We start from the raw sequence: 24,962 nt of genomic DNA on the forward strand, positions 1-24,962 counted from the left end.
CCCCTCAGTGGGCGGTGGCGGCGCTGCGGCTCACCTCGCCCGCCGACTCCTCGCCCAGGGCCACCCGCACCAGCGCCGACGCCAGCCGGCCGAAGTCGGCCTCGCCGACCAGCCCGACCAGGTCACCCGGGCTCGCCGGCAGCCCCAGCCGCCGCGCCCCGGCAAGCGTGCGCCGGTCGGCGTACGGGCGCACGTCCGGCCACACCGACTGCGCCTCCCGCAGGAAGATGTCCGCACCGGTGGGGCCGATGCCGGGGAACCCGGTGAGCAGGCGGCGCAGCACGGCCCGGTCGGCGCCGGCCTCCTCGTGCAGGCGGCGCAGGTCACCGTGCCAGCGGTCCAGGCAGAGCCGGGCGCCGGTGCCGAGCATGGTGGCGGTCCGCTCGTCGTAGCGCCGGTAGTGGCCCCGGCCCAGCGCGTCGACCCGGTCCTGCCAGCTCGCCGCCTCCATCGCCTGCGGGGTGCGGTAGCCGGCCGCGAACAGCTCCCGGGCGGCGGCCACCGCCACCGAGGCCCGGATCCGGGTGCTCAGCAGCGTGGTGAGGACCAGCAACTGGTAGAGCGGGCCGGGCCGGTCCGCGAGGGCGATGCCGGCTTCCTCCGCGTACGTGCGGGACTGCCGGTCCAGCAGGGCGCGCGCGACGTTGCGATCGTCTGGCATCCATCCGGCTTACCCGCCGCGGCCCCGGCCAGACCCCCGGGTCGATCCGGAATGCGCCGGGCGGCGACGGGTACGCGGGGCGGGTGCGCGGTCGACGGCCGTGCGCTCCACCGGGAAGGAGAGACCCGTGGTCAAGCCGCAGCAGGAGGAACTGCGCCGGAACGACCTCGGCGGCACCAGCCAGGACAGCCGCAAGACGGCCACCCAGGCGGGCGGCCGTTCGCGAGGCGGTGGTACGTCCAACGCCGACGCGGGACGCCCCGTCCCGAGGGGCCAGGTGTCGCCGTACGGCCCGGCCGGTGAGCCGGTGGCCGACGACGAGAGCGACGGCTAGGCGCGAGCCGACGTCGGCCGCAGTCGCCGCCAGGTGGCTGCGGCCGACAGCCCGTACGCCAGGTGCGGGATCAGGTCGGAGACCCAGTCGCTGCGCCGCCAGCTCCGCGGGTCGGTCACCCCGAGCACCGTCATCGAGCCGTCGGTGGTGGCCATCACCCCGCCGCCGAGCAGCACCGTGGCAAGCGGCAACGGGATCCGGCGATCGGCGGCGAGCAGGCCGAACACGGCGCCGGCGGCGACGCCCGTGGCGTATCCGAGCAATGGCCCCAGACCGGAGCGGCGGTTCGCCGCCTCGTCGCCGGGGCCCAGGTCGACGTGCGCGACGTCGGCCAGCCGCCCGGCCACCGACTCCGGGGTGCTGCTGGCCGGCCGGGCCCGAAACGCCATGTCGAGGTACGTGACCGCGTTGAGGACGGCGCTGCCGACGGCGCCCGCGACGGCGCCGTCGGCAACCGCTGCCGATCTCACTTCGGGTCACCCGGTTCCCGGTTGCCCTTGGGGCCGTAGGTCCGTTCGCCCCGGACCACGCCGCGTTGCCCCCGGTCGTCCTGGAGGATCCGGTTGGCGACCTGGTTCGCCTCCTGGTCGGACGCCCGCCCGGACTGCTCGACGAGGTCGCGAAGGCGTGCCCGCTGCTTGTCGTACGCGTTGCTGCCCGGCCGTGGTCCTGGCATCTCTGCCTCCTGCGGATCGGTGTCGGCTGACCGAAGGCGTCTACCCGTCCGGGCCGGGACCAACCGTCGCCTGCACGTCCCCGCCCGGCCGCCGTTCAGTCGGGCGCGCGGACCACCGCGACCGGGCAGGCGGAGTGGTGCAGGACCCCCTGGCTGACCGAGCCGAGCAGCAGCCCGCCCAACTCGCCGCGGCCGTGCCGGCCCACCACGACGAGCTGGGCGTCGCGGGACGCCTCGGTCAGCGCGGCGAGCGGCTTGGCGCGTACCGCCTCGGCGTGCACCGGCAGTTCCGGCCACCGTTCGCCGATCGCGGTGAGCGCATCAGTGAGCACCCGCTCCTCGTCGTCGTCCCGGCCGCGCGGGCGGGCGTGCACCACGTGCAGCGCGGCGTCGCGGTCGTACGCGGCCTCGGCGGCGAACTCGACGGCGTCGCGCGACAGCGCGGAGCCGTCGACGCCGACCACGACCGGGCCGTCGTCACGGGCGGTGCCGCGGGCGATGAGCACCGGGCAGTCGGCGTGTGAGGAGACCTGCACCGCCACCGACCCGACCACGAGCGCGGCGAATCCGCCCAGGCCGCGGTCGCCGAGCACGAGCACGGCGGCGGTGGGGGACTCGCCGAGCAGCACCGCCGCCGCCTCCCCGTCGATGATCTCGCCGGTGACGTGCAGTCCCGGTGCCTCGGTCTCGGCCACGGCGACCGCGTCGGAGACGAGCTGCTCGGCCTGGTGGCGCAGCCCGGCACCGGGTGGCGACCCGGCCGGCGGGGACACCGGTACGCGCAGCAGCGGCCAGATGAAGCCGTGCACCACCCGCAGCGGGCGGTCGCGCCGCAGCGCCTCCCGGGCCGCCAGGCGCACCGCCCGTGTCGCGGGTTCGGAGCCGTCCACCCCGACCACCACCGCGGCCCCGTTCGCCGAATTCACCAGTGCCTCCTCGTGGTCGGCGCGCTCCCGTGGCCAGTATCGCGGCCCGGGTGGGCGGCCCGGGGCGATACCGCCGGGGTCGCCCGGTGGGTACGCTGGCGTGCAGCGCCCAGGGGGAGGAGCCCCGTCGATGGATCAGCCGGACGGACCGAGCACCGCCCGCATGATCGACTACTGGCTCGGCGGCCGGCACCACCGTCCGTTGGACGTGGCAGCGGCCGCCGCGTTCGAGGCGGCGTACGGGCCCTGCGCGGCGATCTTCCGGTCGCTGCGCGGCTTCCTCGGCCGTACCGTGCGGGCCATGGCAGCCGACGGGATCGACGGCTTCCTGGTCTTCGGTGCAGGCGTGCCCACCTGTGGCAACGTGCACGAGGTCGCACCGGAGGCGACTGTCCTCTACACCGACGTGGAACCGGAGACCGTCCGCCTGGGCCGCAGCCTGCTCACCGGCAGCGACCGGGCCGGGTACGGCTACGGCGACGCCACCGACATCGGGACCGTGGACCGGGCGCAGCTGCACCGGTTCGTGCCGGGCTGGGGGAGACGACCGGTGGGTGTGGTCTTCCTGGGGCTGGCGGCGTTCCTGGACGACGACACGCTCGCCCGTACGCTCGACGAACTGTACGAGGCGGTCGCGCCCGGCAGCCGGCTGGCGATCGACTTCGACACCGAGGAGCTGGCCGGTCACCCCGAGGCGCTGGCCATGATGGGTCCGGCGTTCCGGATGCGGACGCCCGAGCGGTTCGCGCCGCTGCTGGGCCGCTGGCGGCCGACCGACGACGGCATCGTGCCGGTGGCCCGGTGGCGGCCGGCTAGCGAGCCTGAGCCGGTGCCGGACGCGTTCCACGGCGCGCTGGCGGTCCGCGCGGCCGGCTGAGGCGTTCTCGTCACGCCCGGCCGAGGCGGGGCGTTCGTTGTCGGCCGACCTTCGTATGATGTTTGCTCTGTAGCAATAGTCGTCATCGGAGGATGAGCATGCCGGAGGCGTCCGGATCGGTGTCGCGTGCCCTGCGCACGGCGCCGCCCGACCAGCTGGCGGAGACCGCGGACGCGGTGCTTCGCCAGACGCTCGGGGCCGCGCGGGCGGAGGTGTTCGTCGCCGACTACCGCGCCAGCGGGCTCTGGCCGGTGCTCGACCCGGACGTGCCCGACGGCGGCCCGCTGCCGGCCCACACCGTGGCGCAGCGCTGTTTCAGCAGCCAGGAACCGGTGCTGGACATCGTCGAGGACGGCCGCTGCCGCGCCTACCTGCCGTTGTCGGTGTGGGGGGAGCGGCTCGGCGTGCTGATGGTGGACCTACCCGGCGATCCGGACGCGGCCACTGTGGAGGCGGTCCGTGACGCCGCCGGGGAACTGGCCGTGGCGATCCGGGCGGCCGACCGGGAGACTGACCGCTACCGGCGCGCCCGGCGACGGGAGCGGCTGAGCATGGCCGCCGAGATGCAGTGGGACCTGCTGCCGGGGCGCAGCGTACGGCTCGGTGACGCGCTGCTCGCCGGGCAGCTCGAACCGGCGTACACGGTGGGCGGCGACCACTTCGACTGGTCGGTGGACGGCGACCGGCTCACGCTCACCGTGCTCAACGGCACCGGCAGCGGGCTGGCCGCGTCGATGCTCACGTCGATGACGGTGAACGCCATGCGCAACGCCCGGCGTTCGGGCGGCAGCCTGGTCGAGCAGGCGGAGCTGGCCTCGGACACCATCTTCTACCAGCACCGGGGAAGCCGGCACGTGGCCACGCTGCTGCTGGAACTGGACAGCCGCCGGGGTGTGATGCGGGCGGTGGATGCCGGCTCACCGCAACTGCTGCGGCTGCGCGGTGGCCGCGTCACGCCGATCGCGCTGGAGCAGCAACTGCCGCTGGGCATGTTCGCCGAGACGCGCTACGACGTGCAGGAGTTCACTCTGGAACCGGGCGATCGTCTCTTCGTGGTCAGCGACGGGGTGTACGCGGCGGCGCCCGACGAGCAGGAGCCGTACGGTGTGCGGGCGATGGCGCGCGCGATGCGGTCGACGCGGCTGCAGCCGGCGACCGAGGCAGTTGGTACGGTGATGCGCGAACTGCATGCGTACCATGCCGACGCGGATCTCCGTGACGACGCGGTCGTCGTCTGCCTGGACTGGCGCGGCTCCAGCCGGTCGGACGACGTGACGGGGCAGTGACGGGGGCGGCGGAGCGGACACGAGCGGGACGATCGCAGGGGACAGCGAGTGGAGCGACCTCCGAATCTTGCCGCGGCCATCGAATCGGCTGCGGAGGCGCTCATCGGTGTGCTCGACTCCGCGACCTCCCGGCACACGGTCAGCGTCTCGCCCACCCAGCTGCGGGTGCTGTCGCTGATCGTGTCGCATCCGGACACCAACGTGAACCGGCTGGCCGAGCTGCTGGACGTCGTCCCGTCCTCGGCGAGCCGGCTCTGCGACCGCCTGGAGGCGGTCGGCCTGCTGCGCCGGGTGGCCGACCCGCGCGACCGGCGCGAGGTGCGGCTGATTCCCACCACTGCGGCGGAGACACTGTTGCGCGACCTCCAGGAGAGACGGCACCGGGCGGTGCAGGCCGTGCTGGACCGGATGCCCAACCGGGTGCAGCACGAACTGCTGCTGGCGCTGGTCGCGTTCAGTCAGGCCGCGATCGCCACCGCTCCGCAGGCCGGGTCGGACTCGGCCGCCCGTACCGCCTGACCCGCACTGCCCGGATCGGCCTCCCCTTCCACCGTTCAACTAGTGTCCTAGGATGCCGTAGCGGTTGTGACGGTCCCCACCGTGACACCACTGAGCAACGGCGCAGCGGGCAGCCGGGGCAGAACGGCCAGCCCGATATAGTGGCAGCGCAACTGGGCGGCCCGTGACGACGACGGCGGGCCGCATCGGGGAGGTCCCAGCCCGGGATCACAGAGGGCGCCGGCGTCTGACCGGCCGGCAACGCGCACGTCCCTCCAGCGGCCGCTCGTCCGGCTGCCGGACCGTGCTGCGAAGGGAGGTTCGGTGTCGCGTCGGCCGGCTCCAGCGGAGCAACCGGATTCCGGGACCGCCACGGTCATGGGAGATCGCGTCCTCACGCTGCCCAACCTGATCAGCTTCGTCCGGCTCGTCGGCGTGCCGGTCTTCCTCTACCTGTTCCTCGTGGTCCGGGCCGACGTCGCCGCCATCGTGGTGCTCGCCGTCGGTGGCACCAGCGACTGGGTGGACGGCTGGATCGCCCGCCGCCTGGGCCAGGTGAGCCGGCTCGGGGAGTTGCTCGACCCGCTCGCGGACCGCCTCTACATCATCGCCACGCTGTTCGCGTTCACCGCCCGCGAGGTGGTGCCGTGGCAGTTCACCGGCGCGCTGCTGGCCCGGGAGCTGCTGCTGCTGGCGTCGCTCGGGGTGCTGCGCCGGTACGGCTACGGCCCGCCGCCGGTGCACTACGTGGGCAAGACCGCGACGTTCCTGCTGCTGGCGGCGTTCCCGATCCTGCTGCTGGCCGACGCCGTGCCGGACGCCGGCACCGCCGCCGGCGCGATCGGCTGGGGGCTGGCCTGGTGGGGTCTGGCCCTCTACTGGGCCGCCGGCACGATGTACGTGGTGCAGGCCGGCCGCCTCGTGCGGACCATGCGGGGGCGTCGTACGGAGGCGGCGGCATGACCACGCCGCAGCCGCGGGACGGGGACCGGGAGCGCGACCCGTCGACCCGGGTGTACACGCCGGACTTCCTGACCGAGCTGTTCCGCAATCCGCTGGATCCGGGGTACGGCGACGCTGCGGCGCGCCGGGCGACGGGCTCGGTGTCGCGGGTGCGGCAGGTGCTGGGCCGGCCGGTGAGCCTGGTGGTGCTGGCGCTGATCGGTTTCCTGTTCGCGGTGGCGTACCGGGAGACGATGGCGGAGGAGCCGAGCCGCGCGACGGCGCGGGCGGGTCTGGTCGCCGAGATCAAGGGGCGGGAGGCGGAGACCGACCGGTTGACCGAGCGCGCGGAGCAGTTGCGTGAGGAGGTCGGCCGGCAGCGGGACGCGGCGTTGAGCGGTTCGCAGGCGTCCCGGTTGCGCACGTTGGAGGCGGGAACCGGCCTGGCCCGGGTGCGGGGGGACGGCGTGGTGGTGCGGCTGGCCGACGCGGCGGCGGACCAGGACGGGGTGACCGGTGGGAACGCGGGTCCGTCCCGGGTGCTGTATTCGGATCTGCAGAAGGTCGCGAACGCGTTGTGGGCCGCGGGCGCCGAGGCGGTGGCGGTGAACGGGCAGCGGTTGACGGCGACGTCGACGATCCGGTCGGCGGGTGAGGCGATCCTGGTGGACTACCGGCCGGTGACGGGCCCGTACGAGGTGCAGGCGATCGGGCCGGGGTCGATGCGGGACCGGTTCGACGAGAGCCGGGCGGCGGCGTTGATGCGTGAGGTGGCGCGGACGACGGGTCTGTCGTTCGGGGTGAAGCGGGTCGAGGACCTCACCCTGCCGGCGGCGCCGCAGCCGCGGCTACGCTACGCCGAGCCTTCGGTGAGTCCGAGCGCGCGCCCGTCGCGTTCGGGTGGTGCCGGTTCGTCGAGTCCCGGGTCGTCCGGCCCGGGACGTTCTTCCAGCCCTTCGGGAGGTGGCCGATGATCGCGGTGCTGGCGTTGCTCGCCGGTGTGGTGCTCGGGGTGTATCTGGACCCCACGGTGCCGGCGGCGTTGCAGCCGTATCTGCCGATCGCGGTGGTGGCCGCGTTGGACGCGGTGTTCGGTGGGGTGCGGGCGAAGCTGGACCGGATCTTCGACGACAAGCAGTTCGTGGTGTCGTTCATCTCGAACGTGCTGGTGGCGGGTCTGATCGTGTACCTGGGTGACCAGTTGGGCGTGGGCGGTCAGTTGTCGACCGGTGTGGTGGTCGTGCTCGGGGTGCGCATCTTCGGAAACGTGGCGGCGATCCGCCGGCACCTGTTCCGGGCGTAGGTTTGTGGCGATGAGCGAGGAACACAGGGAGACGGGTACCGGGTGGCCGAGGCCGGGGGAGCCGGTGCGGCCGTCGGGTCCGGCGGGTGAGCCGGATCCGCGCCCGGAGGCGCCCGATCCGGACGAGTTGAGCCCGTTGGCGCCGGTGCCGGACGAGTCGGCGCCTCCCGCGGAGCGGGCGGCAGTGCCGGAGTCCGAGCCGGAGCGGGGCGCGGTGGCCGATGGGCCGTCGGCGGCGCGGCGGTTCTCGTCGGCGGGTGCGATGATCGCGGTGTTGCTGGCGTTGCTGGGGTTCACGCTGGTGGTGCAGTTCAAGACGACGTCGACGGATCCGACGCTCGCGGCGACGCGGGAGGAGGACCTGGTGCGGATCTCGTCGGATCTGGATTCGCGGGAGCGGCGGCTGCGCCAGGAGATCGAGTTGCTGGAGGAGAGTCAGCGGCAGCTGCGGTCGGGTGAGCAGGGCCGGCAGGCGGCGTTGGAGGAGGCGACGCGGCGGGCGGACGAGCTGGGCATCCTGGCGGGTACGTTGCCGGCTGTGGGTCCGGGTCTTGAGGTGCGGTTCTCGGGGCCGGCGAAGGCGGTGTCGTCGACGCGGATCCTGGACGCGGTGCAGGAGTTGCGGGGTGCGGGCGCGGAGGCGATGCAGATCCAGGGCGCGGACGGTACGGCGGCGCGGATCATCGCGTCGACGTATTTCGTGGACGGGACCGACGGTGCGCTGGTGGTGGACGGGCGGCGGTTGACGGGTCCGTTCACGATCATGGTGATCGGTGATCCGGCGACGATGCGTACGGCGTTGAACATTCCGGGCGGGGTGGTCGCATCGGTGCGGGACGGCGGCGGTAACGTGACCTCCGAGGATCGTGAGGTTGTGGAGGTTTCGCAGCTGCACGCGCCGATCAAGCTGGACCACGCCCGGCCGGTCTCGTGACCGGTCGCGGCCGCGCCGGTTTCTCCGGTGCACCGATGACGAAGGACGCAGCTGGTGATTCCTGAGGATCTGCGGTATACCGCCGAGCACGAGTGGGTGGTCGGTGGTGACGGTGGTGTCGTCCGCGTCGGTATCACGCATTTCGCGCAGGATGCCCTGGGTGACATCGTGTTCGTGCAGCTGCCGGAGCCCGGTGCGGTGGTGGCGGCGGGTGAGTCGCTGGGCGAGATCGAGTCGACGAAGAGCGTGTCGGAGATCTACGCGCCGTTGGGCGGCACGGTGGCGGCGCGCAACGAGGCGTTGGCCGACGCCCCTGAGGTGATCAATACGGATCCGTACGGTGCGGGGTGGTTGGTGGAGATCACTCCGGACGATCCGGCGGCGGTCGAGGGTCTGCTGACCGCTGATGCGTACCGCGAGCTCACCGAGAGCTGAGTTCGTGCTGTTCCGGGCGGCGGCGCGGTTCCGCGCGTCCGGTTGCCCTGCATTTCGGCGCTGGCTAGGCTCGCCCAGTCGACCGAGAACCAATAGTTTGAGCGTCGCGGAATGCGCCTTCCCGGGCACGGGGAGCCAGCCGCCGGGTGTGGTGTTGCCCGGCGGCCAGACCCGCCATTCCCTGACGCCGACCGAACAGATCCGTGAGGTGGTCCCATGACGCGCCCAGACGACGAGTTCCCCCCGCTCGACGTCACTTCGACGCTCAATCTCGGTTCGCTCGACGAAGTGCTGGAGGGGCCGGACACCGATGTGGTGCCGAGCCGGATGTCCGGCTCGTTGCCGCCGGGTATGGCGTTGCTGGTGGTTCGCCGGGGTCCGAATGCGGGTGCCCGGTTCCTGTTGGACCACGATGTGACGACGAGTGGGCGGCACCCGGACAGTGACATCTTCCTGGACGACGTGACGGTGTCGCGTCGGCACGCGGAGTTCCACCGTGACGGTGGGACGTTCACGGTGCGGGATGTGGGCAGCCTGAACGGCACGTATGTGAACCGTGAGCGGGTCGAGGCGGCGACGCTGAGCAACGGTGACGAGGTGCAGATCGGCAAGTTCCGGGTGGTGTTCATCGCCGGTCCGCGCCCGGAGGAGGAGGCCGGCCGGGGGTGAACGAGCCTGCGGCTTCGACGCCGTCCGGGGCGGCGCGGGCGCCTGCGTTGATGAGTATCGGCGAGGTGCTGGCGCAGTTGCGGCCGGAGTTTCCGGACGTGACGATCTCGAAGTTGCGGTTCCTGGAGGCTGAGGGCCTGGTGGAGCCGCAGCGGACGCCGGCGGGTTATCGGAAGTACGGCTGGGACGATGTGGCGCGGTTGCGGTTCGTGTTGACCGCGCAGCGGGATCAGTACCTGCCGTTGCGGGTGATCCGGGAGCAGTTGGCCCAGTGGGACGGGTCTGTTCCGTCGCCGGGGCGGGGGCGGCCGAATCTGGTGGCGGTGGGTCCGGGTGGTGAGGTTCCGGGCCGGGAGCCGGTGGAGTCGTCGGAGGTGCGGCTGGACCGGGCGGGTCTGATCGCCCGTAGTGGTGTGGAGGAGTCGACGCTCGCGGAGTTGGAGCGGCTGGGTGTGCTGGTGCCGGATCCGCCGGGGTGGTACGACGCGGATGCGTTGATCATCGCGAGTGCGGTGGCGGGTCTGGCGGCGTACGGGCTGGAGCCTCGGCATCTGCGGGCGTACCGGTCGGCGGCGGATCGTGAGGTCGGGTTGTTCGCGCAGCTCGTGGCGCCGTTGGCGCGGCAGAGCGATCCGGCGGCGCGGGCCCGGGCGGCTGAGACGGCGCGGGAGTTGGTGGCGTTGTCGCAGCGGTTGCACGCGGCGTTGCTGCGGGTGGGGTTGCGGTCGACGTTGGGCCGGTGAGGTCGGTGCGAAGGGCCGGGTGCGGGTGCGCCCGGCCCTTCGTCGTGGGTGGGCGCGGAAAGATCTGGTGGGTGGAGCGTGTCGTAGGCTTGCCGGGGTATGCCCGTCCGGCGAGGCGTGGTGCACGTAGCGCGTGGGACTCCCGTGTCCTGGTCCGTGTACCGTGCAGGGAAGGGCGCGGTGCAAGGTGACGACGACACGGAGGCGGCGGTGCGCGAGCTGAGCGTGGTCGGAGTTCGGGTGGAGTTGCCCAGCAACCAGCCGATCGTCCTGCTGCGGGAGGTCGAGGGGGACCGCTATCTGCCGATCTGGATCGGCGCGGTCGAGGCGACGGCGATCGCTTACGAGCAGCAGGGGGTCAAGCCGGCTCGGCCGTTGACGCACGATCTTCTGCGGGATGTGCTGACGGCGTTGCAGGCGCCGTTGCGGGCGGTGGAGATCACCGAGTTGAAGGAGAACGTGTTCTACGCGGATCTGCTGCTCGGTGACGGTGTGCGGGTGTCGGCGCGGCCGAGTGACTCGATCGCGTTGGCGTTGCGGGTGGGTGCTCCTATTCGTTGTGCGGAGCAGGTTCTCAGTGAGGCGGGGATCGTGATTCCGGACGAGCAGGAGGACGAGGTGGAGAAGTTCCGGGAGTTCCTGGAGCAGGTGCGTCCGGAGGACTTCGCGGGTTGAGGTGTTCCCGGCCGGGTGGCCGGGGTCGGCGCGGCGGCGGGTGTCACGGTGGTGGCGGCCGGCCGCCGTGTGTGGTTTGTTGCCGGATGGTGGCGCGGCGTGTCGCGGTGTCTCCTGCGGGTGAAGTCCGGGGGGCGGCGTTAGGGTTGCCGTGTCGAGGGGTGCGCGTACGGGGAGTCGACGCGGCGCCGCCACGGGCGCGGGGAGGTTGGTCCGGATGCACGAGCCGCGGGATCCTGGTCCGGGTGCGGAGCAGCAGGCGGGTGTGGGGGCCGTTCCGGCTGGTGACGGCGAGGTCGGTTACCGGGGTGTGACCGCGTGTTCTGCGGTGGGGATCAGTTACCGGCAGTTGGACTACTGGGCGCGTACGGCGCTGGTGGTGCCGAGTGTGCGTGACGCGTCGGGTTCGGGGACGTCGCGGTTGTACTCGTTCCGCGACCTGGTGGTGTTGAAGGTCGTGAAGCGGCTGCTGGATGCCGGGGTGTCGTTGCAGAACATCCGTAAGGCGATCGAGGCGTTGCGGTCGCGTGGGGTGGACGATCTGGCGGGTATCACGTTGATCTCCGACGGGACGACTGTGTACGAGTGCCGGTCGCCGGAGGAGGTGGTCGACCTGTTGCAGGGCGGCCAGGGGGTGTTCGGCATCGCGATCGGTGGCGCGTTCAAGGAGATCCAGGGTTCGTTGTCGCATCTGCCGGCGGAGCCGGTGGGTGGGCAGGAGCCGGCCGTTGCGGCGGTGGAGCCGGAGGTGGAGTCGGTGGGTGACGAGCTGGCGGCGCGCCGGGCCCGGCGCCGGGCCGGGTGACCTGCGTCGCGTCTCGTTGACGGGATCGCGCCGCGCCCGAAAAGGGTGCGGCGCGATTCGTGTTTTGGTGACGGGGTGTGGTCCTCGCCTGTGGGTTCAGGCGTTCGGGCGGTGTGGGCCGGGCCGGGTGGAAGTCGGTGCAGGTCGCGGCGCGTGTGCACGTGATGTCCGAAAAGGACGGTACGTGGTGTGCGTTGACGGCTTGTGTGCGTGCGGCTGCGGTGCGTCCACCGGTTCGGGCGGGTTGCTGACTGTCCGTGTTCGACGGCTCTCGGGATTGGCACAGGGTGGGCGTGAAGTGTCGTTGCGGTCGCGCTATGGTCCGTTCCGGTCGTCGGCGTGTCGGCGTCACGGCGGAACGCTGTGTGACGCCGCGCCGGACGGCGAACCCCTGCCGCGGCGCTGCCCGCGGGCCCCTGGTGGAAGGACCGAGTATGACGGTGACGAGCGAGACCACCCCGATCTCCCATTACGAGCGCATCGGCGGCGCGGCGGCGGTGAAGGCCGCGGTGGAGCTGTTCTACGACAGGGTGCTGGCCGACCCGGATCTGGCCGGCTACTTCGCCGACGTGGACATGGTGGAGCAGCGGCGGCACCTGGCGCTGATGCTGGCGGTGGTGCTGGGTGGCCCGAACGAGTACGCGGGCCGTGGGCTGGCCGAGGCGCACCAGCCGCTGAGCATCACCGGTGAGCACTACGCGAAGGTCGGTGAGCACCTGACCGCGACGCTCGTCGAGCTGGGTGTGCCGGCGGACGTGATCGCCGACGTGCAGGTCGTGCTCGGGCAGGTGCGGGAGCAGGTCGTGTCGGCGGGGGACGCCTGAGCGTGGACGTCGCACGGCTCAAGCAGAGCTGGTCCCTGGCCGCCGCGCACGGCGACCAGGTGCCGCTCTACTTCTATTCGACGCTGTTCCTGGCGCATCCGGAGACCCGGCAGATGTTCCCCACGAACATGGCCGGGCAGCGGGACCGGCTGGTGGCCGCGTTGGGGCATGTGGTGTCCCACGTGGACCAGGTGGACCGGCTGGTCGGGTTCCTGCGGGACCTCGGCGCGGATCACCGGAAGTTCGCGGTGCGCGCCGAGCACTACCCGGCGGTCGGTGAGGCGCTGCTGGCGACGTTGCGGCACTTCTGCGGTGAGGCGTGGACCGAGGAACTGGCCGCTGACTGGGCCGCGGCGTACGGGCTCGTCGCGCGGGTGATGATCGAGGGCGCGCAGGCCGCGGAGTCGCAGTCGCCGCCGTGGTGGGTGGCGGAGGTGCTGACGCACGAGCAGCGCACGTTCGACGTGGCGGTGCTGACGGTGCGCCCGCAGTATCTGTTGCCGTTCACGCCCGGCCAGTCGATCGGGGTGTCGCATCCGGCGGTGCGGTCGTGGCGGTACTACTCGCCGGCGAACGCGCCGCGGCCGGACGGCACGGTGGAGTTGCACGTGCGGGCCGCGCCGGGTGGTGTGGTGTCGTCGCGTCTGGTGTACGGGTGCGCGGCCGGTGACCAGATCCACCTGGCGTCGCCGGTGGGGGACCGGTTGACGTTGTGGCAGGCCGGGTCGTCGGATCTGTTGCTGCTGGCGGGTGGGACCGGCTGGGCGCCGGTGAAGGCGCTCGTGGAGCAGGTCGCGGCGGAGGGTTCGGGCCGGCGGGTGGACCTGTACGTGGGTGCGCGTTCGCGGACGGAGTTCTACGACAGCGAGGCGATCGACAAGCTGGCGGCGACGCATCCGTGGCTGCGGGTGTCGTACGTGGCCGGTGCGGATCCGGCCCGGCCGGGTGAGTCGGTGCGTGTCGCCGACCGGGTGCTGGCCGACGGGGACTGGCGGTCGCGGCACGTGTATGTGTGCGGCTCGCACGAGATGGTGGGTCATTCCGTGGCGGCGTTGAGCGGTGCCGGGTACCAGCCGGGCCAGGTGCATCACGAGGGTTACGGCAAGCACTGGTACGGCCCGGCGTGGCGGACGTTGACGGGGTCTGACGAGTCGGAGGTGGACCGGTGAGCGCGAGGAGTGAGCCGGTGAGCGCGGGTCCGATCAGAAGTTACGACGGGCAGCAGGTGTCCGGTCCGGTGCAGGTGCGGTTGACCTCGGACCGGGTACGGCGGTGGGAGTTCGGGTCGGCGGCGTTCACCCGGCGTGGCTACGACCAGACCGGGGTGGACCGGTTCCGGTTGCAGGTGGCTGACGAGCTGGATCTGCTGGCCGCGCAGGTGGCGAACCTGCGGGCGGAGAACGAGCGGCTCAACGACCATCTGGAGCTGCACCGGCACGGGGTGATCCCGAGCACCGAGGCGGCGGTGGCGCCGGCGGCGAAGGAGGTCAACCTGTTGTCGGCGGCGCAGCGGGAGGCCGAGCAGATCATCGCGCAGGCCCACGACTACGCCCGCCGAATCGCCGAGTACGCCCGTACGCAGTACGAGAGTTACATGCGGGCGGCGGCGGAGGAGGCGAAGCGGGAGGCCGAGCGGGCGGTGACGGAGTACCGCAGCGCGGCCGGGAGCGGCTTCGGCGACTCGGTGGCGACGCGTGAGGCGTTGCGGATCTTCGGCGAGATGATGATCTCGCACATGCAGGCGGCGGCCCGGCACCTCGACGACGGCAGTGAGCAGTTGTCGCGCACGATGGAGCGGATCGCCCGGGAGTTGCCGCAGGGCGGCGGGGGCGCACCGCAGCCGGCGTTGTCCCGGCACCAGCGTTGAGCGGCGTCCCGGTCCGTGGATGATCGCGGGCCGGGACGTGCCCGCCGGGTCAGCCGGCGACGGCGGCGATCGCGTCGGCGATGGGTGTGTCTCCGCCGACCAGTTCCAGGGTGTGCCCGGCGGTGTCCGGGGCGTACAGCAGGGCGAGCAGTACCCGGGCCACGTCGGCGCGGCTGATCGCGCCGGGTTCGACGTGCCGGGCCAGGGTGATCCGGCCCGCGGGTTCGTCGTCGGTGAGGCGGCCGGGCCGCAGCACCGTCACGTCGAGGTCCCGGCCGGCGACGTCGTCCTCGGCGGCCTTCTTCGCGCGCAGGTACGCCACCCACACGTCGTCGGTGCCCTCGGCGGGCGCGTTCTCGACGCCCATGGAGGAGACCAGCAGGTAGCGGCGTACCCCGGCGCGGACGGCGGCGTCGGCGAGCAGCACGGCGGCGCCGCGGTCGACGGTGTCCTTGCGGGCGGCGCCGCTGCCGGGTCCGGCGCCGGCGGCGAACACGACCGCGTCGGCACCGGCGAGGTGGGCGGCGAGGGTGTCGACGTCGGTGTGTTCCAGGTCGCACACGACGGGTTCGGCGCCGGCGGCGCGCAGCGCGGCTTCGTGGTCGGGGTTGCGGATCAGCCCGAGCGCGGTGTCTCCGCGTCCGGCGAGTTCCCGCTCCAGCAGTTTGGCGATCTTTCCGTGCCCTCCGGCGATGACGACGCGCATGGGCTCAACCTAGCCCGCCACGGCGGCCCTCGCCGGGTGACCGGCCTCGCCGATCATGAGGTCGGCGGTACGACACGCCGGGCCTGAGCACCGCCGACCTCATGATCGGCCGGGTGAAGGGGCGGGCAGGGGCGCGGCGAGGGACGATGGACGGGTGAGTGAGGCGTTCGAGGAGTTGACGCGGCTGGTGGCCGCCGGGGACGTGGTGGTGCTCAGCGGCGCGGGCCTGTCCACCGAGTCGGGCATCCCGGACTACCGGGGGCCCAGCGGCGCGGCGCGCCGGCACACCCCGATGACGTACCAGGAGTTCACCCGGGATCCGCTGGCGCGGCGGCGGTACTGGGCGCGCAGCCACCTGGGCTGGCGGACCATCGCCCGGGCGGCGCCCAACGACGGGCACCGGGCGGTGGCCCGGCTGCAGGGCGCCGGGCTGCTCGGCGGGATCATCACCCAGAACGTCGACGGGCTGCACACCGCCGCCGGCGCGACCGGGGTGATCGAGCTGCACGGCCGCCTCGACGAGGTGACGTGCCTGGACTGCGGCAACGCCACCGGCCGCGACGAGCTGCACCGGCGGCTGTCGGAGGCGAACCCGGGCTTCGACGCGCGGGCGGCCCGCGTCAACCCCGACGGTGACGTGGACCTGCCCGACGAGGCGGTGACCGGGTTCCGCACCGTCGACTGCGGGGTCTGCGGCACCGGCATGCTGAAACCGGACGTGGTGTTCTTCGGCGAGACGGTCCCCGCGCCCCGGGTGGCGGACTGTTTCGCGCTGGTCGAGCGGGCCCGGGCGCTGCTGGTGCTCGGGTCGTCGTTGACTGTCATGTCGGGGCGGCGGTTCGTGCTGCGCGCGGCCCGCCACGGCATCCCGGTGGCGATCGTCAACCGGGGCGCAACCCGCGGCGACGGGTACGCGGCGCTGCGCCTGGACGCGCCGCTGGGCGTCACGCTGTGCGCGCTCGCCGACCGGGTGGCGGCGGCACCGGCGCCGGTGTGATCAACCCCCGGGACATGAGCCGGAAACACGCCCGCTGGTAGCGTTGGGGCTGCCGGTACCACCCACGTGGGAGAGACCGTCGACCCGACGGCGCCGAAGGGGCAGATTCTCCCCGGAACCTCTCAGGCAAAAGGACCACGTGGGCAGGCGCTGTGGAGCGCGTCAGCGCGACTCAGGGGGAGGCCGACCCGTCGACCTCGCCCCACCAAGGAGCGCAGCGCATGACCGCAGAGCAGTTCGCCGACCGGCACATCGGTCCCGGCCGCGACGACGAACGCCGGATGCTGGGCACAGTCGGTTACGACTCCGTCGACGAGCTGATGGACGCCGCGATCCCCGAGGTGATCCGCTGGCACGGCACCCTGGACCTGCCCGCCCCGGCCAGCGAGCGGGAGGCGATCGCCGAGCTGCGCGCCCTGGCCTGCCGCAACACCGTGGCCGTGTCCATGATCGGCCTGGGTTACCACGGCACGCACACCCCGGCGGTGATCCGCCGCAACGTGCTGGAGAACCCGGCCTGGTACACCGCGTACACGCCGTACCAGCCGGAGATCAGCCAGGGCCGGCTGGAGGCGCTGCTGAACTTCCAAAGCATGGTGTCCGGCCTGACTGCGCTACCAGTCGCGAACGCCTCGATGCTCGACGAGGGCACCGCCGCGGCCGAGGCGATGACGCTGGCCCGCCGCGCGTCCAGGAGCAGGAGCCCGGTGTACGTGGTGGACGCCGACGCGCTGCCGCAGACCGTCGCGGTGATCGCCGGCCGCGCCGAGCCGCTCGGCATCGAGGTGCGCGTCGTCGACGTCGAGCGTGACGAGTTGCCGGCCGAGTTCTTCGGCCTGCACCTGCAGTATCCGGGCGCCTCCGGCGCGGTCCGTGACCACCGGGCGCTGGTCGAGGCGGCGCACGGCGTGGGCGCGCTGGTGACCGTCGCCGCGGACCTGCTGGCGTTGACGCTGCTGCGCCCGCCGGGCGAGATCGGCGCCGACATCGCCGCCGGCACCACGCAGCGTTTCGGCGTACCGATGGGCTTCGGCGGGCCGCACGCCGGTTACCTGGCGGTGCGCTCGGGCCTGGAGCGGATGCTGCCCGGCCGCCTCGTCGGGGTGTCCCGCGACGCCGACGGCAACCCGGCGTACCGGCTGGCGTTGCAGACCCGCGAGCAGCACATCCGCCGGGAGAAGGCCACCAGTAACATCTGCACCGCGCAGGTGCTCCTCGCGGTGATGGCCGGCATGTACGCCGTCTACCACGGCCCCGACGGGCTGCGCGCGATCGCCCGGCGTACCCACGAGGCGGCGGCGCGGCTCGCGGCCGGGCTGCGCGCCGGGGGCGTGCAGGTCGCGGACGTCGCGTTCTTCGACACCGTCACCGCGACCGTGCCGGGCCGCGCCGCCGACGTGGTGGCCGCCGCGGCCGAGCGCAACGTCAACCTGCGGCTGGTCGACGCCGACCGGGTCGGTGTGTCCTGCGACGAGACCACCACACCCGCGCACCTCGCCGCGGTGTGGGCGGCGTTCGGCGTCGACGGGTTCGACGGCGACGCCGACGTGGCCCTGCCCGACGGGCTGGCCCGCACGTCGGACTTCCTCACCCACCCGGTGTTCCACAACCACCACTCGGAGACGGCGATGCTGCGCTACCTGCGCCGCCTGGCCGACTTCGACTACGCGCTGGACCGCGGCATGATCCCGCTGGGGTCGTGCACGATGAAGCTCAACGCCACCACCGAGATGGAAGCGATCACCTGGCCGGAGTTCGCGCACCTGCACCCGTTCGCGCCGGACGAGCAGACCGCCGGGTACCGGAAGCTGATCGCGCAGCTCGAGGGCTGGCTGGCCGAGGTCACCGGCTACGACGCGGTCAGCGTGCAACCCAACGCCGGTTCCCAGGGTGAGCTGGCCGGGCTGCTGGCGATCCGCGGCTACCACCGCGAGCGCGGCGAGGGCCACCGCGACGTGTGCCTGATCCCGTCGTCGGCGCACGGCACCAACGCCGCGTCGGCGGTGATGGCCGGCATGCGGGTGGTGGTGGTCGGCTGCGACGCCGACGGCAACGTCGACCTGATCGACCTCGACGCGAAGATCGACAAGCACCGGGACGTGCTCGCCGCGATCATGGTGACGTACCCGTCGACGCACGGCGTGTACGAGACCGGCATCGCCCAGCTGTGCGCGAAGGTCCACGACGCGGGCGGTCAGGTGTACGTCGACGGCGCGAACCTCAACGCGCTGGTCGGGTTCGCCAAGCCGGGCCGGTTCGGCGCGGACGTGTCGCACCTGAACCTGCACAAGACGTTCTGCATTCCGCACGGCGGCGGCGGCCCCGGTGTGGGCCCGGTGGCGGTGCGCTCGCACCTGGCGCCGTTCCTGCCCGGTGACCCTCTCGGTGCGCGCGCCGAGGGGCGGCCGGTGATCTCGGCGGCGAACCACGGGTCGGCGGGGATCCTGCCGATCCCGTGGGCGTACCTGCGGATGATGGGCGCCGACGGGCTGGCCCGCGCCACCGGCGTGGCGGTCCTGGCCGCGAACTACGTGGCGGCGCGGCTGCGGGGCCACTTCCCGGTGCTGTACGCCGGCAACAAGGGCCTGGTCGCGCACGAGTGCATCCTGGACCTGCGTCCGCTGACCAAGGCCACCGGTGTGAGCGTCGACGACGTGGCGAAGCGGCTGATCGACTACGGCTTCCACGCGCCGACGATGTCGTTTCCGGTGGCCGGGACGTTGATGGTGGAGCCGACGGAGAGCGAGGACCTGGCCGAGCTGGACCGCTTCTGCGACGCGATGATCGCGATCCGGGCGGAGATCGACAAGGTCGGCTCGGGGGAGTGGCCGGCCGGGGACAACCCGCTGGCCAACGCGCCGCACACCGCGGCGATGGTGTCCGCCGACCAGTGGCCGCACCCGTACCCGCGGTCGGTGGGCGCCTACCCGGCGGGTGTGGACCGGGCGGGCCGGTACTGGCCTCCGGTGCGGCGCGTCGACGGCGCGTACGGCGACCGGAACCTGGTCTGCTCGTGCCCCGCGCCGGAGGCGTTCGAGGACTGAGCGGCTGCCGCCGGGGCGGTGGGCTCCCGCCGCCCCGGCCGGTGTGCGCGCCAGTCCTGACCGGCGCGTACGCTCACTGACGCTGCGTGATCGCTCAGGCGACGAGGGCGTGGCGGGCCGGACCCCGGTGCGGGGCGATGGTGCGCCCGTCGGGGAGCAGCTCACCGGTGTCCTCGAAGACGATGACACCGTTGCAGAGCAGGCTCCAGCCTTGCTCAGGGAAGCAGGCGAGGACGCGGGCGGCCTCGCGGTCGGTCGCGTCGGCGGAGGGGCAGGTGGGCTGGTGCTGACACATCGGGTTCTCCGGACTGTGGGGGCACTGTGTCATGGTTCACATGACCAGTGACGCACAGTACCAAGGAAAACTGAGCGGCATCGAGCAAGGATGCGTCATGTTCACCCAGAATGGGCTGAACGGATGACCCGTCACGGCCCAGACGTCGTGGAAGCGCTCCCACAGGTGGGGGTCGATGCACCGGGTGCCCCGCCCGGATGCCGCCGCCGGCTCGTCGAGACCGCCCGGCTGCACTGGCGCATCGGCGACGGCGGCGACCCCGCCGACCTGGCACAACGCTTCCTCGCCGCACACGGCATCACCCGCGACGACCTGGCCCGCCCCGGCCGCCACGACCCCGGGGCCGCAGTGTGCGGCGCCGCGCTGTACCTGTCCGCCGCCGCCGGCGCCTACACCCTCGGCGTGCCGCCCGGCGCGCCGAGCCCCGCACCGGCGCTGCCCGACCTGGCCGTGGTCGTCTACCACCACACCGGCCGCCCGGCGGCACCCCGGCCACCGGCGTCGGCCCCGTGGCGGCTCGGCGGCTGGCGCGACAGCTGGACCCCCGGCGCGCACGCCGCCGCCGTCGCCGCGGTCCGCGACGCCATCGCCCGCGGCGACGTCTACCAGGTCAACGTCGTCGGCCACGCCGCCGCCCGCTACACCGGCGACCCGCGCCCCGCGCTGGCCCGCCTCGCCGCACTGCCCGGCGCCCGCTACGGCGGCACCCTGCACGGCCCCGGCTGGACGCTCGGCTGCGCCTCCCCGGAAACCCTCATCGCCGTCGAGCACGGCCGGCTGATCACCCGCCCCATCAAAGGCACCCGCCCCGCCACCCCCGCCGGACACCGGGACCTGCTCGCCTCGGCCAAGGAACGCGCCGAACACGTCATGATCGTCGACCTGGAACGCAACGACCTGGCCCGCGTCGCCCGCACCGGCTCGGTACGCGTCGACGAACTGTTCACCGTACGCCGCTGGTGTGACCTGTGGCAGGCGGAGTCCACCGTGTCGGCGGCGCCCGCCGACGGCCTCGGCCTGGCCGACCTGCTACGCGCGGTCTGCCCCGGCGGGTCGGTCACCGGCGCGCCCAAACACGCCGCCCTGACCCACGTCGCCGCCCTGGAGCCGGTCGGCCGCGGCGCGAGCATGGGCGCGCTCGGCTGGGTCGGGCCCGACCGCCTCGACCTGGGCCTGACCATCCGCACCGCCGCCGCCGACGCGCACCTGCTGCACCTGTGGGCCGGGGGAGGCATCACCTGGGACAGCGACCCCGCCGCCGAGGTCGCCGAAGCAGCCGCCAAGGCCGCCCCGATCCGCGCCCTGCTCGCCGGCTGACAAGGCGGCCCGGCGACCCGGCCTCTCGCAGCGGCCCTGCCCCCGGTGGGCCGTGTGCGGCGGCTCCGGCTTCCGCGGGCCGGTGGCGGCTCAGCCTGCGGCGGCGAACGCGTCCAGAGCGGCGACGACCTGTTCGCCGATGCCGTGACCGCCGCCGTGACCGCCGGACTCCACGATCTCCAGCCGCGCGTCCGACCAGTCCCGGGTCAGCTGCCAGGCGATGTCCGGCGGGCCGCTGACGTCCAGCCGACCCTGCACCAGCACCCCCGGAATGCCCGCGAGGCGGCCCGCGTCACGCAGCAGCTGACCGTCGGGCAGGAAACCCCGATTCGCGAAGTAGTGCGTCACCAGCCGGGCGAACCCGTACCGGAACACCGGATCGGCGAACCGCGGATCCGGCGCATACCCGCCGGCGAGCGACACGTGCACGTCCTCCCAGTCGCACCAGTGGCGCGCCGCCCGGTCCCGCACCGCCGGGTCCGCATCGTCGAGCAGCCGCCCGTACGCGGCCGACAGGTCACCGTCCCGGTCGGCCTCCGGAACCCCGTCCCGGAACCGCGCCCACTCCTGCGGGAACACCCGGCCCATGTCCCGGGTCACCCACTCGATCTCCCGGCTGGTGTTGGCCACCACGCTGAACAGCACCAGCGCGCTCACCCGCCCCGGGTGCCGCTGCGCGTACGCCAACGCCAGCGACGACCCCCACGACGCGCCGCACAGCAGCCACCTGTCGACCCCCAGATGCGCGCGCAGCACCTCCATGTCGGCCAGCAGATGCCCGGTGGTGTTCACCGACAGGTCAGTCGCCGGATCCGACGCCGGGGGAGTGCTGCGCCCGCAGCCACGCTGGTCGAACAACACGATCCGGTACGCGGCCGGGTCGAACAGCCGACGCCACGACGCGCCCGCGCCCGAACCGGGCCCACCGTGCACCACCAGCGCCGGCCGCCCGTCCGGGTTGCCGCACGTCTCCCAGTACACGCGCTGCCCGTCCCCGACGTCCAGCATGCCGTGCGCGTACGGCTCGATCGGCGGATACATACGGCGGCCTCCCTGCGACGGTGTCCGCACACCCTACGAGCGTCACCGCCCCGGCGGGTGTCCACCCACGAGCGGTAAGCAACGGATAGCCTTCCGGACATGACTATGCGCCCCATCCGGATCATCGGCGACCCCGTGCTGCGCACCCCCAGCGAACCCGTCACCAGCTTCGACGCCGAACTGCGCGCCCTCGTCACCGACCTGATGGACACGCTGCTCGGCGCACCCGGCCGCGCCGGCGTCGCCGCACCCCAGATCGGCGTCAACACCCAGGTGTTCGTCTACGACGCCGACGGCCACCGCGGCCACCTGGTCAACCCCACCCTGGAGGTGTCCGACGAACTCCAGGACGACGAGGAAGGCTGCCTGTCCATCCCCGGCCTGTACTTCCCGACCCCCCGCGCGCTGCACGCCACCGCACACGGCTACGACCAGCACGGCGAACCGCTCACCATCACCGGCAGCGGCTTCCTCGCCCGCGCCCTGCAACACGAAACCGACCACCTGCGCGGACGCCTCTACGTCGACACCCTGCGCGGCGACACCCGCCGACAGGCCCTGCGCGAGATCCGCGCCGGCCGGTTCGACTCACCCAGCCGCGACCGATGACGTCAACGCGCACTCGGTGAACCCGGCCACCCGGGAGAACCCCAGCCGCTCGTACAACCGCACCGCCGCCGCGTTGTCCGCCCGCACGTTCAACGTCACATGATCCACCGACGCGCGCAGCCGGGCGCACAACGCCGCCACCACACCCGCACCCAGACCACGACCCCGCACCTGCGGATGCGTCGTCACGTTCCCCACCGCCGCCACCCGCCACCGCGGCGAGAACACGTGCACCCCCGCCACCGCCACCAACCGGCCACGCTCCCGCACCCCCACGTACTGGCCCGTCTCCAGCATCCGCGCGTCGAACCAGTTCCCCGGATACGCCACCGCGTACAACGCGGAAAGCTCCGCCGCGTCCGCCGGCCCCAACGGCTCACCCACCGCCGGCACCGTCGCCAACCGGCCCGGCTCCGTCAACGCCATCCGGTGATGCGCCGCCGCCTCCGACACCACGAACCAGCGGCCCAGCGCCGCCTCCAGACCCGGGGACAGGTGCGCCCACATCCGCGCCGGCAACACCGGCGCCGCCTCCACCAGCAACCCCGCCAACTCCGGCACCCGATCCGGCGCCGCGAACGCCAGCAACGTCGGCAACTCCACCCCGTGATACAGCAACACCACCTGATCGCCACGCCGGAACCACGACGTGTACGGCCAGAAAAAATCGTCCAGATCACCCAACTGGTACGCGTGCAACACCGGATCCCGGCCCAGCAGACCCGCCAGCACCGCCCGGTCGTGCTCCGCCCGCACCGCCACCGCGATCAGCCCGCCATCCACTGGTCGTAACCCAACCGGGCCACCAGCGCCAGCACCACCACCAGCAGCACCACCCGCACGAACCCGGCACCCCGCCGCAACGCCATCCGCGCACCCACCGCCGCCCCCGCCACGTTGCACACCGCCATCGCCGCACCAAGCGCCCACCACACGTGCCCGGTCAACCCGAACACCACCAGCGCACCCAGATTCGTACCCGCGTTCACGACCTTCGCCATCGCCGACGCGTGCACGAAATCCGAACCCAGAAGCGCCGTGAACGCCAGCACCAGGAACGTGCCCGTACCAGGCCCGATCAACCCGTCGTACAAAGCGATACCCAGACCGGCCACCGCCACCGCCACCACCACCCGCACCGGCGACCGCCGCTGCGGCGACGCCACCACACCCAGCGACGGCCGCGCCAGCACGAACACCGCCACCGCCACCAGCACCACCAGCACCACCGGCCGGTACGCGCTACCCGGCACCGCACCCGCCAACGCCGCACCCAACCCCGCCGTCAGCACCGCCAACCCCGCCGCCGGCCCCGCCACCGCCCAGTCCAGCTTCGTCCGCCGCGCATACGTCACCGCCGCCGTCGACGTACCGAAGATCGCCGCCAGCTTGTTCGTGCCCAACGCCGTCGCCACCGGCACACCCGGCGCCGCCACCAACAACGCCGGCAACAACAACAGACCGCCGCCACCCACCACCGCGTCCACCCACCCGGCCAGAAGGGCAGCGGTCAGCAACGTCGTCAACGACAGGGCATCCACCGCCGCATTCTGCCCACGCCGCCACCAGCGACGAGACCACCTGTGGCCAGCCTCACCGCCCCCGGCGACGCCGCAACCACACCCCGACCGACCCCACCGCCACGAACACCAGCATCGAACAGCACAACAGTCTCAGCACCCGGCAAGACTCCCACGACGACGTAGGGTGTCCAGGTGCGCCTGGCCACCTTCAACCTGCTGCACGGCCGATCCCTCACCGACGGACTCGTCGACCCCGACCGGCTCAGCGCCGCCGTCACCGACCTCGACGCCGACATCCTCGCCCTCCAGGAAGTCGACCGAGACCAGACCCGCAGCGGCAAACTCGACCTCACCGCAGTGGCCGCCCGCGCCCTGCACGCCGACCACCACCGCTTCGCCGCCGCCGTCGTCGGCACCCCCGGCGAACAGTTCCGCCCCCTCACCCACGACGACGACGGCCACGGCGAACCCCTCTACGGCATCGGCCTGATCAGCCGCCACCCCGTCCGCTCCTGGCAGGTCACCCGCCTGCGCGCCGCCCCCGTCCGCTCACCCATCTACGCACCCGGCCCCGGCGGCGGACTCGTCCTGCTCCGCGACGAACCCCGCGTCGTGCTCGCCGCCGTCCTCGACACCCCCCACGGCCCCCTCACCGTCGCCGCCACCCACCTGTCCTTCGTCCCCGGCTGGAACATCTGGCAACTACGCCGCGTCGTCCGCGTCCTGCGCACCCTGCCCGCACCCCGGATCCTGCTCGGCGACCTCAACCTGCCCGCCGGACCCGCCGCCGCACTCACCCGCTGGCAACCCCTCGCGCGGCGCCCCACCTACCCGGCCGGGCAACCCCGCCTCCAACTCGACCACATCCTCGCCGACCGCCACGCACTCGACCAGCTACCACCCGTCACCGCCGTACACACGCCACTGGCCACCATCTCCGACCACCGTCCCCTCGTCGTCGACCTCGGCTGACAC

Annotated in this window: 30 protein-coding genes and 1 riboswitch; of the genes, 21 read left to right on the top strand and 9 right to left on the bottom strand. The window is 72.9% G+C overall.

Annotation, left to right across the window (positions count from 1 at the left end; all coding sequences use genetic code 11):
• Window positions 1-4: 4 nt before the first annotated feature.
• Window positions 5-661, bottom strand: a complete 657-nt coding sequence (locus tag C569_RS0102635) for a hypothetical protein (protein WP_018784276.1) — start codon at window positions 659-661, stop codon at window positions 5-7.
• Between the two features lie 127 nt (window positions 662-788).
• Here C569_RS0102635 and C569_RS0102640 point away from each other — a divergent pair, with 127 nt between their 5' ends.
• Window positions 789-995: a hypothetical protein gene (locus C569_RS0102640; protein WP_018784277.1), complete on the top strand. Its 207-nt coding sequence runs from the start codon at window positions 789-791 to the stop codon at window positions 993-995.
• On the opposite strand, the gene C569_RS0102645 is transcribed toward C569_RS0102640, so the two are convergent.
• The 3 genes from C569_RS0102645 to C569_RS0102655 all read right to left on the bottom strand — a co-directional run bounded on the left by C569_RS0102645 (window position 992) and on the right by C569_RS0102655 (window position 2,597).
• Entirely contained in the window at window positions 992-1,465 is a 474-nt protein-coding gene (locus tag C569_RS0102645; RefSeq protein ID WP_018784278.1) for a hypothetical protein, read from the bottom strand. The genes C569_RS0102640 and C569_RS0102645 overlap by 4 nt on opposite strands.
• Complete coding sequence (locus tag C569_RS0102650) at window positions 1,462-1,671, bottom strand: hypothetical protein (protein ID WP_018784279.1); 210 nt, start codon at window positions 1,669-1,671, stop codon at window positions 1,462-1,464. Before C569_RS0102650 ends, C569_RS0102645 begins: the two co-directional genes overlap by 4 nt.
• Before the next feature lie 95 nt (window positions 1,672-1,766).
• On the bottom strand, window positions 1,767-2,597 hold the full coding sequence (locus C569_RS0102655; RefSeq protein WP_018784280.1) for a universal stress protein: 831 nt from the start codon (window positions 2,595-2,597) through the stop codon (window positions 1,767-1,769).
• A 130-nt stretch (window positions 2,598-2,727) separates the two neighbouring features.
• On the opposite strand from C569_RS0102655, the gene C569_RS0102660 reads away from it, so the two are divergent.
• From C569_RS0102660 to C569_RS0102730, 15 genes are all read left to right on the top strand, one after another.
• On the top strand, window positions 2,728-3,474 hold the full coding sequence (locus C569_RS0102660; protein WP_018784281.1) for an SAM-dependent methyltransferase: 747 nt from the start codon (window positions 2,728-2,730) through the stop codon (window positions 3,472-3,474).
• Window positions 3,475-3,572: 98 nt separating this feature from the next.
• Window positions 3,573-4,760 carry a PP2C family protein-serine/threonine phosphatase gene (locus C569_RS0102665; RefSeq protein ID WP_018784282.1) on the top strand — a complete coding sequence of 396 codons (1,188 nt, stop codon included), beginning with the start codon at window positions 3,573-3,575 and terminating at the stop codon, window positions 4,758-4,760.
• A gap of 48 nt (window positions 4,761-4,808) precedes the next feature.
• Window positions 4,809-5,279, top strand: coding sequence for a MarR family transcriptional regulator (locus C569_RS0102670; RefSeq protein ID WP_018784283.1), 471 nt, complete (start codon window positions 4,809-4,811; stop codon window positions 5,277-5,279).
• A 303-nt stretch (window positions 5,280-5,582) separates the two neighbouring features.
• The gene (locus C569_RS0102675) at window positions 5,583-6,221 is read left to right on the top strand and encodes a CDP-alcohol phosphatidyltransferase family protein (RefSeq protein ID WP_026267614.1); all 639 of its coding nucleotides are present in this window, start codon (window positions 5,583-5,585) and stop codon (window positions 6,219-6,221) included.
• The gene (locus C569_RS0102680; protein WP_018784285.1) at window positions 6,218-7,174 is read left to right on the top strand and encodes a DUF881 domain-containing protein; all 957 of its coding nucleotides are present in this window, start codon (window positions 6,218-6,220) and stop codon (window positions 7,172-7,174) included. The genes C569_RS0102675 and C569_RS0102680 overlap by 4 nt, the downstream gene beginning before the upstream one ends.
• A complete protein-coding gene (locus C569_RS0102685; protein WP_007071104.1) occupies window positions 7,171-7,503 on the top strand; it encodes a small basic family protein in 333 nt (110 codons plus the stop codon). Before C569_RS0102680 ends, C569_RS0102685 begins: the two co-directional genes overlap by 4 nt.
• A gap of 10 nt (window positions 7,504-7,513) precedes the next feature.
• Window positions 7,514-8,437 carry a DUF881 domain-containing protein gene (locus C569_RS0102690; RefSeq protein ID WP_026267615.1) on the top strand — a complete coding sequence of 308 codons (924 nt, stop codon included), beginning with the start codon at window positions 7,514-7,516 and terminating at the stop codon, window positions 8,435-8,437.
• Between the two features lie 54 nt (window positions 8,438-8,491).
• On the top strand, window positions 8,492-8,872 hold the full coding sequence (gene gcvH, locus C569_RS0102695; protein WP_018784287.1) for a glycine cleavage system protein GcvH: 381 nt from the start codon (window positions 8,492-8,494) through the stop codon (window positions 8,870-8,872).
• Between the two features lie 216 nt (window positions 8,873-9,088).
• A complete protein-coding gene (locus tag C569_RS0102700; protein ID WP_007071101.1) occupies window positions 9,089-9,541 on the top strand; it encodes an FHA domain-containing protein in 453 nt (150 codons plus the stop codon).
• 50 nt (window positions 9,542-9,591) lie between these two features.
• A complete protein-coding gene (locus C569_RS0102705) occupies window positions 9,592-10,284 on the top strand; it encodes a MerR family transcriptional regulator (protein ID WP_196806659.1) in 693 nt (230 codons plus the stop codon).
• A 210-nt stretch (window positions 10,285-10,494) separates the two neighbouring features.
• Window positions 10,495-10,959, top strand: a complete 465-nt coding sequence (locus tag C569_RS0102710; protein WP_036311069.1) for a bifunctional nuclease family protein — start codon at window positions 10,495-10,497, stop codon at window positions 10,957-10,959.
• A gap of 217 nt (window positions 10,960-11,176) precedes the next feature.
• Window positions 11,177-11,764, top strand: a complete 588-nt coding sequence (locus tag C569_RS0102715; protein WP_026267616.1) for a MerR family transcriptional regulator — start codon at window positions 11,177-11,179, stop codon at window positions 11,762-11,764.
• A 434-nt stretch (window positions 11,765-12,198) separates the two neighbouring features.
• Entirely contained in the window at window positions 12,199-12,588 is a 390-nt protein-coding gene (locus C569_RS0102720) for a group 1 truncated hemoglobin (protein ID WP_018784291.1), read from the top strand.
• A gap of 2 nt (window positions 12,589-12,590) precedes the next feature.
• Entirely contained in the window at window positions 12,591-13,757 is a 1,167-nt protein-coding gene (locus tag C569_RS0102725) for a globin domain-containing protein (protein ID WP_018784292.1), read from the top strand.
• Between the two features lie 17 nt (window positions 13,758-13,774).
• A complete protein-coding gene (locus C569_RS0102730; RefSeq protein ID WP_018784293.1) occupies window positions 13,775-14,455 on the top strand; it encodes a DivIVA domain-containing protein in 681 nt (226 codons plus the stop codon).
• Window positions 14,456-14,504: 49 nt separating this feature from the next.
• Here the strand turns inward: C569_RS0102730 and C569_RS0102735 are convergent, their stop codons facing one another.
• A complete protein-coding gene (locus C569_RS0102735) occupies window positions 14,505-15,161 on the bottom strand; it encodes an NAD(P)H-binding protein (RefSeq protein WP_018784294.1) in 657 nt (218 codons plus the stop codon).
• A gap of 154 nt (window positions 15,162-15,315) precedes the next feature.
• Here C569_RS0102735 and C569_RS0102740 point away from each other — a divergent pair, with 154 nt between their 5' ends.
• Both C569_RS0102740 and gcvP read left to right on the top strand, forming a co-directional pair.
• Window positions 15,316-16,158 carry an NAD-dependent protein deacetylase gene (locus tag C569_RS0102740; RefSeq protein ID WP_018784295.1) on the top strand — a complete coding sequence of 281 codons (843 nt, stop codon included), beginning with the start codon at window positions 15,316-15,318 and terminating at the stop codon, window positions 16,156-16,158.
• Window positions 16,159-16,215: 57 nt separating this feature from the next.
• Window positions 16,216-16,306: riboswitch (glycine riboswitch) on the top strand.
• A 73-nt stretch (window positions 16,307-16,379) separates the two neighbouring features.
• Complete coding sequence (gene gcvP / locus C569_RS0102745; RefSeq protein WP_018784296.1) at window positions 16,380-19,202, top strand: aminomethyl-transferring glycine dehydrogenase; 2,823 nt, start codon at window positions 16,380-16,382, stop codon at window positions 19,200-19,202.
• A 94-nt stretch (window positions 19,203-19,296) separates the two neighbouring features.
• Here the strand turns inward: gcvP and C569_RS0102750 are convergent, their stop codons facing one another.
• Entirely contained in the window at window positions 19,297-19,497 is a 201-nt protein-coding gene (locus C569_RS0102750) for a DUF5999 family protein (protein ID WP_013286363.1), read from the bottom strand.
• 123 nt (window positions 19,498-19,620) lie between these two features.
• Between C569_RS0102750 and C569_RS0102755 the strand changes: the two genes are divergently transcribed.
• Window positions 19,621-20,814: a chorismate-binding protein gene (locus C569_RS0102755; protein ID WP_026267617.1), complete on the top strand. Its 1,194-nt coding sequence runs from the start codon at window positions 19,621-19,623 to the stop codon at window positions 20,812-20,814.
• Between the two features lie 90 nt (window positions 20,815-20,904).
• On the opposite strand, the gene pip is transcribed toward C569_RS0102755, so the two are convergent.
• Window positions 20,905-21,855, bottom strand: a complete 951-nt coding sequence (gene pip / locus C569_RS0102760; RefSeq protein WP_018784298.1) for a prolyl aminopeptidase — start codon at window positions 21,853-21,855, stop codon at window positions 20,905-20,907.
• 99 nt (window positions 21,856-21,954) lie between these two features.
• On the opposite strand from pip, the gene def reads away from it, so the two are divergent.
• The gene (gene def / locus C569_RS0102765; protein WP_026267618.1) at window positions 21,955-22,464 is read left to right on the top strand and encodes a peptide deformylase; all 510 of its coding nucleotides are present in this window, start codon (window positions 21,955-21,957) and stop codon (window positions 22,462-22,464) included.
• On the opposite strand, the gene C569_RS0102770 is transcribed toward def, so the two are convergent.
• The gene (locus C569_RS0102770; protein WP_018784300.1) at window positions 22,444-23,247 is read right to left on the bottom strand and encodes a GNAT family N-acetyltransferase; all 804 of its coding nucleotides are present in this window, start codon (window positions 23,245-23,247) and stop codon (window positions 22,444-22,446) included. The two genes, def and C569_RS0102770, sit on opposite strands and share 21 nt — an antisense overlap.
• On the bottom strand, window positions 23,232-24,005 hold the full coding sequence (locus C569_RS0102775; protein ID WP_196806660.1) for a TSUP family transporter: 774 nt from the start codon (window positions 24,003-24,005) through the stop codon (window positions 23,232-23,234). Before C569_RS0102775 ends, C569_RS0102770 begins: the two co-directional genes overlap by 16 nt.
• A gap of 174 nt (window positions 24,006-24,179) precedes the next feature.
• Between C569_RS0102775 and C569_RS0102780 the strand changes: the two genes are divergently transcribed.
• Window positions 24,180-24,959, top strand: a complete 780-nt coding sequence (locus tag C569_RS0102780; RefSeq protein WP_018784302.1) for an endonuclease/exonuclease/phosphatase family protein — start codon at window positions 24,180-24,182, stop codon at window positions 24,957-24,959.
• Window positions 24,960-24,962: the final 3 nt, after the last annotated feature.

Origin of the sequence: Micromonospora sp. CNB394 (assembly GCF_000374985.1) — a bacterium.
Lineage (GTDB): Bacteria > Actinomycetota > Actinomycetes > Mycobacteriales > Micromonosporaceae > Micromonospora > Micromonospora marina.

Bases quoted from the DNA above. Each gene is read 5' to 3' on its own strand.
- C569_RS0102755 (WP_026267617.1), top strand. From the start codon at position 19,621: ATGACCCGTCACGGCCCAGACGTCGTGGAAGCGCTCCCACAGGTGGGG.
- C569_RS0102735 (WP_018784294.1), bottom strand. From the start codon at position 15,161: ATGCGCGTCGTCATCGCCGGAGGGCACGGAAAGATCGCCAAACTGCTG.
- C569_RS0102690 (WP_026267615.1), top strand. From the start codon at position 7,514: ATGAGCGAGGAACACAGGGAGACGGGTACCGGGTGGCCGAGGCCGGGG.
- C569_RS0102680 (WP_018784285.1), top strand. From the start codon at position 6,218: ATGACCACGCCGCAGCCGCGGGACGGGGACCGGGAGCGCGACCCGTCG.
- pip (WP_018784298.1), bottom strand. From the start codon at position 21,855: ATGTATCCGCCGATCGAGCCGTACGCGCACGGCATGCTGGACGTCGGG.
- C569_RS0102660 (WP_018784281.1), top strand. From the start codon at position 2,728: ATGGATCAGCCGGACGGACCGAGCACCGCCCGCATGATCGACTACTGG.
- C569_RS0102715 (WP_026267616.1), top strand. From the start codon at position 11,177: ATGCACGAGCCGCGGGATCCTGGTCCGGGTGCGGAGCAGCAGGCGGGT.
- gcvP (WP_018784296.1), top strand. From the start codon at position 16,380: ATGACCGCAGAGCAGTTCGCCGACCGGCACATCGGTCCCGGCCGCGAC.
- C569_RS0102665 (WP_018784282.1), top strand. From the start codon at position 3,573: ATGCCGGAGGCGTCCGGATCGGTGTCGCGTGCCCTGCGCACGGCGCCG.
- C569_RS0102720 (WP_018784291.1), top strand. From the start codon at position 12,199: ATGACGGTGACGAGCGAGACCACCCCGATCTCCCATTACGAGCGCATC.
- C569_RS0102750 (WP_013286363.1), bottom strand. From the start codon at position 19,497: ATGTGTCAGCACCAGCCCACCTGCCCCTCCGCCGACGCGACCGACCGC.
- C569_RS0102705 (WP_196806659.1), top strand. From the start codon at position 9,592: ATGAGTATCGGCGAGGTGCTGGCGCAGTTGCGGCCGGAGTTTCCGGAC.
- C569_RS0102635 (WP_018784276.1), bottom strand. From the start codon at position 661: ATGCCAGACGATCGCAACGTCGCGCGCGCCCTGCTGGACCGGCAGTCC.
- C569_RS0102685 (WP_007071104.1), top strand. From the start codon at position 7,171: ATGATCGCGGTGCTGGCGTTGCTCGCCGGTGTGGTGCTCGGGGTGTAT.
- C569_RS0102700 (WP_007071101.1), top strand. From the start codon at position 9,089: ATGACGCGCCCAGACGACGAGTTCCCCCCGCTCGACGTCACTTCGACG.
- C569_RS0102650 (WP_018784279.1), bottom strand. From the start codon at position 1,671: ATGCCAGGACCACGGCCGGGCAGCAACGCGTACGACAAGCAGCGGGCA.
- def (WP_026267618.1), top strand. From the start codon at position 21,955: ATGACTATGCGCCCCATCCGGATCATCGGCGACCCCGTGCTGCGCACC.